Source organism: Mesorhizobium sp. M7A.F.Ca.CA.003.01.2.1 (assembly GCF_003998945.1).
Classification (GTDB): domain Bacteria; phylum Pseudomonadota; class Alphaproteobacteria; order Rhizobiales; family Rhizobiaceae; genus Mesorhizobium; species Mesorhizobium ciceri.
The window spans coordinates 1-7,658 of record NZ_RZRA01000147.1 but is presented as its reverse complement, the minus strand read 5'-3'; the positions used below and the strand labels follow the sequence as shown (position 1 = coordinate 7,658).

Below are 7,658 nucleotides of genomic sequence, written 5' to 3'. Positions count from 1 at the left end.
GATATAAACATATGTTTATGTCAGTTTTCGAAACCTTGCAAGCGCTATGTCGCTTCCGGACAAGAAAATGCCGCTTGTGTGGCGTTTTAAGAGACATGGGCCATGACTGGACCGCGTGAGATGTTCGAGGCCCGCGAAGGCGAGCAGAGGCTGGAAAACGATCCCGCACTGATGCCGCCGGATGACGGCATCGTCTTCATCGGCCGCATTGCCTCGCCGTGGACGACGCGCGAAACCTGCCCGAAGAACATGCGCGCCGCGCGCGAGACCGGGCAGAAGGCAGTGCTGACCATCGACGCGCCCTACCGAAATGGCTTACGGGGGCTGGAGCGCGCCAGCCACGTCATCATCCTGTCCTGGCTGCATCACGCGCCGCGGGACCTGATTGTGCAGAAACCACGCCATGCGGCCGAAGCAAAAGGCGTATTTTCGCTGCGCTCCCCTGCCCGCCCCAACCCAATCGGGCTGCATGTGGCCAGGCTCGTCGGGCTCGACCAAAACACCGGCCGCATCGATCTCGACGCCATCGACGTGCTCGACGGCACTCCGGTCATCGACATCAAACCTTATTTCGCCTCGACCGACGCCATTGCCGAGGCGACCATCGAAGGGCGCGACGAGCCCAACGGGGTTCGGCGATGACGGCGCCCACCGGTCGCCGCCGCGCCATCGCCAAGGCGCTGACAGCACTTCTGCCGCTGGCACCCTATGCCGACATGGAGAAGATCCGCGGCGACGCCGGCGCGGTCCACATGAAGACCTTGCCACCAGGCATCGCCGTATGGCTGGCGACGATTGCCCATATCCGCCACATGCACACAGATTACGAGAAACTGCTGAGCGAAGGTTACGACCGCGACTCGGCGCGTTTCTTCGTCATCGAGCAGACCAACGTCGTGCTCACTCGCTGGCGCGCGACGCGCCTGCTCGACGCGGATGACGAGGAGGAATGACCACGGCTACTTCCGCTTAAGCACTGCGACCGCATTATAGGGCTGACCATCGGCCTGGCCGATCCAGGTCCAGGACAGATTTCCCTTGAAAAACCTGACGGTGATGTTGCCGCCGTCGACGCATTTGTCCTGACCGTAGGTGATGCTCTCGTGGTATTCCGCCGAAATGCCGTCACTGGACGTCTGTGACAGCGATCCGCCGCAACCGAGTGACGGATAGTCGATCGACGCGCTGCCATCGTTGATGGTCATGGCGATCGGCCAGTCGGCCCCGGCGTCACCCGCCGGGCTTTGATGGCCGCTGCCGACCCAGGTGCCGCTCAGCGACGGCACCGCGCAAGGCAGGTTCTGGAAGATCGGTGTCAATTCGCTGCCGGTTTTCTCGCAGCGATAGGTCTGCCCGCCCTGGCACAATTCATCGCCTTCGCGCGCGCACTGGGCGCTGGCTTCGCCCGCAGCGGCGAACATCGTCATGGCTGCTATGACGGCCCCAAGCCTGCCCATCTTCCCCCTCCCGTTCAGAGCGCGCAATCTAAGGCAATTCCGATCCAATGTATCGACGAGATCGTCATCGAGGCCGAACAGCACCGGGCGGGTGGCTCTATGCCTTCTGCCCAGCGCCGATAGCCTACTGATCTTGCCTTGCGTGACAGGAAGCCCCAATGAGCCACACGGCGACGACACAGGACGAGAAGCAACTGCCCGTGGTTGGCGACCGCCATGTCGACCCGCATTCCTACCCCGACGGCATCGCCTTTCTCGACGGCCAATACCTGCCGATGTCGCAGGCCAAGATCTCGGTGCTGGACTGGGGTTTTCTGCATTCCGACGCAACCTACGACACCGTGCATGTCTGGAACGGCCGCTTCTTCCGCCTCGATCTGCATCTCGACCGCTTCCTCGGCGGGCTGGAAAAGCTGCGCATGACCATTCCCTTCGACCGCGACGGCGTGACCGAAATCTTGCACAATTGCGTAGCGCTGTCCGGTCATCGCGCCGCCTATGTCGAAATGCTGTGCACGCGCGGCGCCTCTCCGACCTTCAGCCGCGACCCGCGCCAGGCGGTCAACCGCTTCATGGCCTTCGCCGTGCCGTTCGGCTCGGTCGCCAATGCCGAGCAGCTGCAGCGCGGCCTGCGCGTCGCCATCAGCGACAAGATGCGTATTCCGCCGGCCTCGATCGACCCGGCGATCAAGAATTACCACTGGCTCGATCTGGTGCGCGGCCTCTACGATGCCTATGACCGCGGTGCAGAGACCGCGTTGCTCCTCGACTTCAACGGCAATGTCGCCGAAGGCCCGGGCTTCAACGTCTTCTGCGTCAAGGACGGCAAACTGTCGACGCCGGCCACCGGCGTGCTGCCCGGCGTCACCCGCCGCACCGTCTTCGATCTCTGTGCAGAAGAAGGCCTTGCCGCCACGGCGACCGATCTCAGCGTCACCGCATTGCGCGAGGCCGACGAGGTATTCATCACCTCCACTGCGGGCGGCATCATGCCGGTGACGGAGATCGACGGCGCGGCGATCGCCAATGGCAAGGTCGGACCGATCACCAGCCGGCTGATGGCGCGCTACTGGCAAAAGCACGAGGACCCGGCCTGGTCGTCTCAGGTGAATTATCTCCGATAATTCAGGCGTCTTTGTCAAAAGATTCCCGTCGCCTCTGGAAAATCAGAGGATCGACCGTATATGCCCGAAAGCGGAGAAGCCTCCGCTTTCATCCAAAATCACGCCCGCAGGGGCAAGGACTCCAAGATCATGACAAACAAGGTTTGGTTCATCACCGGATCGTCGAAGGGCTTTGGCCGCGTCTGGGCCGAGGCTGCACTCGCCCGAGGCGACCGCGTCGCGGCAACCGCCCGCGATGCTGGCACCCTCGCCGATCTCGTCGAGAAATACGGCGACAGGATTGCCGCGATAAAGCTCGACGTCACCGACAAGAAAGCCGTCGATGCCGCTGTCGCCGAGGCGCACAAGCGTTTTGGCCGGCTCGACGTCGTCATCAACAATGCCGGCTACGGCCATTTCGGCGCCATCGAGGAGGTCAGCGAACAGGAAGCTCGCGACCAGATCGAAACCAATGTCTTCGGCGCTCTGTGGGTCACTCAGGCCGCACTGCCGATCATGCGGGCACAGCGTTCCGGCCACATCATCCAGATCTCGTCGATCGGCGGCGTCAATGCCTTTGCCTCGCTCGGCCTCTACCACGCCTCGAAATGGGCGCTGGAGGCCTTCAGCCAGTCGCTCAGCATCGAGGTCGCGGAATTCGGCATCCATGTGACGCTGGTCGAGCCGGGCGGTTTCTCCACCGACTGGGCCGGGCCGTCGGCCAAGGTATCCCAACCGATCGAGGCCTATGCGCCCGCCCGTGCCAAGATGGCCGAGCGCCGCGCCAATTCGGTCGCCGGCGATCCAGACGCCACCGGGCCGGCCATGCTGGCCATTGTCGACGCCGCCGAGCCGCCGCTGCGGGTATTCTTCGGCGATGGCGGCCTGCCGATGATCAAGCAGGAATACGCCAACCGCATTGCCACCTGGGAGAAGTGGGACGACGTTTCCATCATGGCGCAAGGCGTGAAGAAGAACCGCAAGGGCTGAAGTCCAGCGCTTTTGCTGCGCCGCTCCATGGGCGGCGTAGCCGGCCCTCAGGCTTGATAAATCCACTGCTCCGGCACGCGCAGCGATATCTCTTCGCCTGCCCTAACCGTGCCTGGCTTCTCTACCCAGGTGACAATGCCGCGCAGCCGCTTCGCCGCTTTCGGGAACAGCAGAGCGCCGGCTTCGACGTCGGCCATTCCGGCGTTCTCCGCGATCGACCGGCCGGCGATGCGGCACGGACCATTCTGCGCGTCGACCTTGACTGTCACGCCGCCCTTGAAGAACAGCAGCGTGCCGGCCGGCAGCATGGAGAGGTTCGGCACCCCTTCGATCACAAGATTGGCGCCGATCCACTCCGGCCTGATCTCGGCCAGGCGCATGCGCTCGGCGACGATGGCGAGTTCATCCGCTGCCACGATCGACAGCTGCCGTTCGTTGCGCATTTCAGTGCCGCGCGGATACCAGGGCTCGCGCCCGCCCGAGCGCCGTGTCGGCCCGGCATGGAAATCGCCTGAAATGCCGTCGAAACCCAGCCGCAATTCGTCCACCGGGCGCGTCTGAAAATGATCCGCCGGCGCCACGTAAAGCGCTGCCGCCCTGGCGGCAAGCTTTCGCGCGGCAATGATTTCAACCGGCTTTTCAGCCTCGGGGAAGAGATCCGGCATGGCGTTCTTTCTATTCGTCATCCAGCGAATTAGCCGGGCGCGCTTCGCGGCGTCCAGTCGAAAGTGCTGATCGTCCGATCAACAGCACCGATAGGATCGCGATCACGCTTTTCTTACCTGTCATCGATCTCGCACCGCATTGCCGGCGCGCGGTGCCGGTTTCATAGTGACGTCCAGACGGTTTGCGGAGGCTGATCATGCGACCTGTGACGGCAATCACGTTGCTTTGGTTGATCTGGGCAGGAAGCTGGGCCGTCGCCGCTTTGTGGTCCGACCCTGCCCAGAAGCGCGCCGGGTTCAAGGCGGAGGCCCGCTATCGGGGTCTCTGGATAGCCGGCGCGGTGCTGCTGTTCATTCCGGCGCACGGCTATGAAGGCCGGCTCAGGCTGTGGATGCCTGATCTCCCCGAAGCCTGGATCTGTGTCGCCCTGATCGCCATCGGCATCGCCTTTGCCTGGTGGGCGCGCCTGCATCTCGGCAGGCTGTGGTCGGGCACCATCACCGCCAAGGCCGGGCACCGTGTCGTCAACACCGGCCCGTATGGCCTTGTCCGGCATCCGATCTACACCGGATTGCTGCTGGCGATCCTCGCCACCATGGCAGCCAAGGGCACCATGTGGGGCATAGCCGGAACCGCGCTGCTCATCATCGGCATCGTGACGAAAGCCAGGCTGGAAGAAAATTTCCTGCGCGGCGAACTGGGCAGCGCCTATGACGACTATGCCGCGCGCGTTCCGATGCTGGTGCCGTTCGCACCAGCATGACGCGGCAGCCTCAAAGCATTCTCAGCAGCGCGCCGCCGATCGAATAGCCCGCGCCGAAGGCGCAGATCAGACCGAAATCGCCCGGCTTCATATCGGCGTGGTTCTCCGACAGCGCGACGATGGCCCCGGCGCCCGCCGTGTTGCCCAGCCGCTCCAGCACCATTGGCGCGCGGTCGTGATCGACCTCGTGGCCGAACGACAGCTTCAGGATCATCGCATTCATCCGCGCATTGGCCTGATGCAGCCAGAAGCGCCTGATCGCCTGCGGCGTCAGCCCGTGCTCGGCGAGGAATTCGACGATGAATTTCTGCCCGGCGACGGTGACTTCCTTGAACACCTTGTTGCCGACCTGCTTGATCAGGTTGCCTTCCAGATTGATCATGTAGGGATCATCCTGGGCGGTGCGGGTATGGTAGCCCAGATTGGTGCGGATGTTGTTCGACATCTGCGTCCAGATGCGCGTGTCGAGCACCTCGAAGCGCCCCGGCCGCTTGTCGCCCTTGGCCAGGCCTTCGACCACCATCGACACCGAAGCGTCGCCGAAAATGAAATGCGTCTGCCGGTCGCGGAAATTGAGATGGCCGGTGATGATCTCGGGCGTCGTCACCAGAATGCGCTTGTGCGCGCCCGACCGCACCAAATTGACGGCGATGTGCAAGGCCGCCGCCGCCGAAGAACAGCCGAGCCCCATGTCGAAGCCTGCGCCCTTCGTGCCCAGCGCCTCCTGCATTTCGATGGCGATCGCCGGATAGGGCCGCTGGTGATGCGAGGCCGAGCAGATCACCAGGTCTATATCCGACGGCTGTAGCCCCGCATGCTCGAGAGCCTTCTTCGCCGAGGCGATGCCGAACTCGGCTTCGAGCGACAGCGCATCGTCGGGCCGAGCCGGAATGCGCGGCGACATGCGGGTCGGGTCGAGAATGCCTTCGCGCTCGATGACATGACGGGTGCGCACGCCCGAAGCGTGGACGATGAAGTCGCTATCCGATTTCGCCAGCGGCGGCTCGTCGGTGCCCAGGCGGCGCGCATTCTCCGCGTCGACCCAGGCATTGAAGCTGGCCACCAGCTCTTCATTGGTGATTGTGGCTTCAGGGATTTCAACGCCGATGCCGCTGATGATGACGCGATGCATGTCCAGTCCGTCCCATCCGCAGGCGTTGCGGGCTTCATGTGGGCGCCGGAACGCTCCGGCGCAACAGTTTTCTCACCGCGGCGGTTTACGCCGGCTTAAACCAAAGGTTTAGGCCGGACTGGTCCTCGTGCAACATGGATAATCAGGCCCGCTTGGCAACGATGAAGATGCGTGGAAAGCGCAAAAGCACCTTGCCGCTAGCCGTTTTCGGATAGGCCTTGGCGATCTTGGCCGTGTAGCTTTCGAGGAACATCGCCCGTTCGTCGGAATCCAGCGGATCGAGGAACGGTTTCAGGCCCGTCGACTTCACCCATTCGACGATCGCCTGCGCGTCGGCAAGCGGGTGGTTGTAGATGGTATGCCAGATATCCAGCCGATCACTGAGCGGCGACAGGAGGTCATAGTAGGACGACACCGGCGGCAACGGCCCGCGTGCCGCGCCCTTGAGCTTTTCGGCAAACGGCAATTCGGCGGCGGTCTCGCGCATCAGGCGGTGGGAGTCCTCGCCCAGATTGTCGGGCATCTGGATGGCAAGCGCGCCGCCTGGCGCGAGGAAACCCATCAGCCGCTGGAAGACTGCGGGATGCTCGGGCAGCCACTGGAACACCGCATTGGCAAAAATCACGTCGACCGGCTCCGCCGGCTGCCATTTGGAGGCATCGGCCAGATCAAAGGTGACCTCGGGCAAGCGAGCCCGCGCCTTCTCGATCATGTCGGGCGAAGTGTCGAAGCCGCTCACCTCAGCATCCGGCCAGCGCTCGACAAGCAGTTCGGTCGAGTTGCCCGGCCCGCAGCCGATGTCGACGACCCGGCGTGGAAAGTCGACGGGCACCTGCGCCACAAGATCCCGCGCGGGCCGCGTGCGCTCGTCTTCGAATTTCAGATATTGGGCGGCGGACCAATCAGCCATTTGAGCTCCTCATGCCGGTTGAGATCGCCGCCCGGAACCCCCCCTACCGCGTCAGCCTCTTGTAGGTCATGCGGTGCGGGTTGACGGCATCCGGCCCGAGGCGGCGGATCTTGTCCTGCTCGTAATCCTCGAAATTGCCCTCGAACCATTCGACATGGCTGTCGCCCTCGAAGGCGAGGATGTGCGTCGCCAGGCGGTCGAGGAACATGCGATCGTGCGAGATGATGACCGCGCAGCCACCGAAATTTTCCAGCGCGTCTTCGAGTGCGGCCAGCGTTTCGGTATCGAGATCGTTGGTCGGTTCGTCGAGCAGCAGCACATTGCCGCCGGTCTTCAACATCTTGGCCAAATGCACGCGGTTGCGCTGGCCGCCGGAGAGGTTGCCGACCTTCTGCTGCTGGTCGCCGCCACGGAAGTTGAACGACGCGCAATAGGCGCGCGTGTTGGCCTCGAACTTGCCGAGCTTGACCACTTCTGCGCCGCCGGAAATCTCTTCCCACACCGTCTTCGACGGATCGAGAGCATCGCGGCTCTGGTCGACATAGCCGAGCTTCACCGTTTCGCCGACGCGCACAGAACCCGCATCCGGCTTTTCCTGCCCGGTGATCATGCGAAACAGTGTCGTCTTGCCGGCGCC

At 63.4% G+C, this 7,658-nt stretch carries 10 protein-coding genes; 5 read left to right on the top strand and 5 right to left on the bottom strand.

All coding sequences use genetic code 11. The features are described 5' to 3' along the window. Window positions 1-102: 102 nt before the first annotated feature. Window positions 103-642 (top strand): tRNA (N6-threonylcarbamoyladenosine(37)-N6)-methyltransferase TrmO, encoded by a 540-nt coding sequence (gene tsaA / locus EN969_RS08840; protein WP_063168491.1) that lies wholly within the window; start codon window positions 103-105, stop codon window positions 640-642. Further along, window positions 639-953, top strand: coding sequence for a DUF2293 domain-containing protein (locus tag EN969_RS08835; protein WP_013530931.1), 315 nt, complete (start codon window positions 639-641; stop codon window positions 951-953). Before tsaA ends, EN969_RS08835 begins: the two co-directional genes overlap by 4 nt. Window positions 954-959: 6 nt before the next feature. Here the strand turns inward: EN969_RS08835 and EN969_RS08830 are convergent, their stop codons facing one another. Beyond that, window positions 960-1,457, bottom strand: a complete 498-nt coding sequence (locus EN969_RS08830) for a hypothetical protein (protein WP_063168492.1) — start codon at window positions 1,455-1,457, stop codon at window positions 960-962. A 158-nt stretch (window positions 1,458-1,615) separates the two neighbouring features. On the opposite strand from EN969_RS08830, the gene EN969_RS08825 reads away from it, so the two are divergent. Both EN969_RS08825 and EN969_RS08820 read left to right on the top strand, forming a co-directional pair. Further along, window positions 1,616-2,581, top strand: coding sequence for a D-amino acid aminotransferase (locus EN969_RS08825; RefSeq protein WP_063168493.1), 966 nt, complete (start codon window positions 1,616-1,618; stop codon window positions 2,579-2,581). Window positions 2,582-2,710: 129 nt separating this feature from the next. Further along, the gene (locus tag EN969_RS08820) at window positions 2,711-3,550 is read left to right on the top strand and encodes an SDR family oxidoreductase (protein ID WP_063170269.1); all 840 of its coding nucleotides are present in this window, start codon (window positions 2,711-2,713) and stop codon (window positions 3,548-3,550) included. 47 nt (window positions 3,551-3,597) lie between these two features. Here EN969_RS08820 and EN969_RS08815 read toward each other — a convergent pair whose 3' ends face one another. After that, window positions 3,598-4,215, bottom strand: coding sequence for an MOSC domain-containing protein (locus tag EN969_RS08815; RefSeq protein WP_063168494.1), 618 nt, complete (start codon window positions 4,213-4,215; stop codon window positions 3,598-3,600). Window positions 4,216-4,412: 197 nt separating this feature from the next. Here EN969_RS08815 and EN969_RS08810 point away from each other — a divergent pair, with 197 nt between their 5' ends. Beyond that, complete coding sequence (locus EN969_RS08810) at window positions 4,413-4,979, top strand: isoprenylcysteine carboxylmethyltransferase family protein (RefSeq protein WP_063168495.1); 567 nt, start codon at window positions 4,413-4,415, stop codon at window positions 4,977-4,979. Window positions 4,980-4,989: 10 nt separating this feature from the next. Here the strand turns inward: EN969_RS08810 and EN969_RS08805 are convergent, their stop codons facing one another. The 3 genes from EN969_RS08805 to EN969_RS08795 all read right to left on the bottom strand — a co-directional run. Beyond that, window positions 4,990-6,111, bottom strand: coding sequence for a beta-ketoacyl-ACP synthase III (locus EN969_RS08805; RefSeq protein ID WP_027160654.1), 1,122 nt, complete (start codon window positions 6,109-6,111; stop codon window positions 4,990-4,992). 142 nt (window positions 6,112-6,253) lie between these two features. Continuing rightward, window positions 6,254-7,021 carry a trans-aconitate 2-methyltransferase gene (gene tam, locus EN969_RS08800; protein WP_063168496.1) on the bottom strand — a complete coding sequence of 256 codons (768 nt, stop codon included), beginning with the start codon at window positions 7,019-7,021 and terminating at the stop codon, window positions 6,254-6,256. 43 nt (window positions 7,022-7,064) lie between these two features. Continuing rightward, window positions 7,065-7,658, bottom strand: a 594-nt coding sequence (locus tag EN969_RS08795; RefSeq protein ID WP_127419075.1) for an ATP-binding cassette domain-containing protein, incomplete at its 5' end; no start/stop codon positions are given.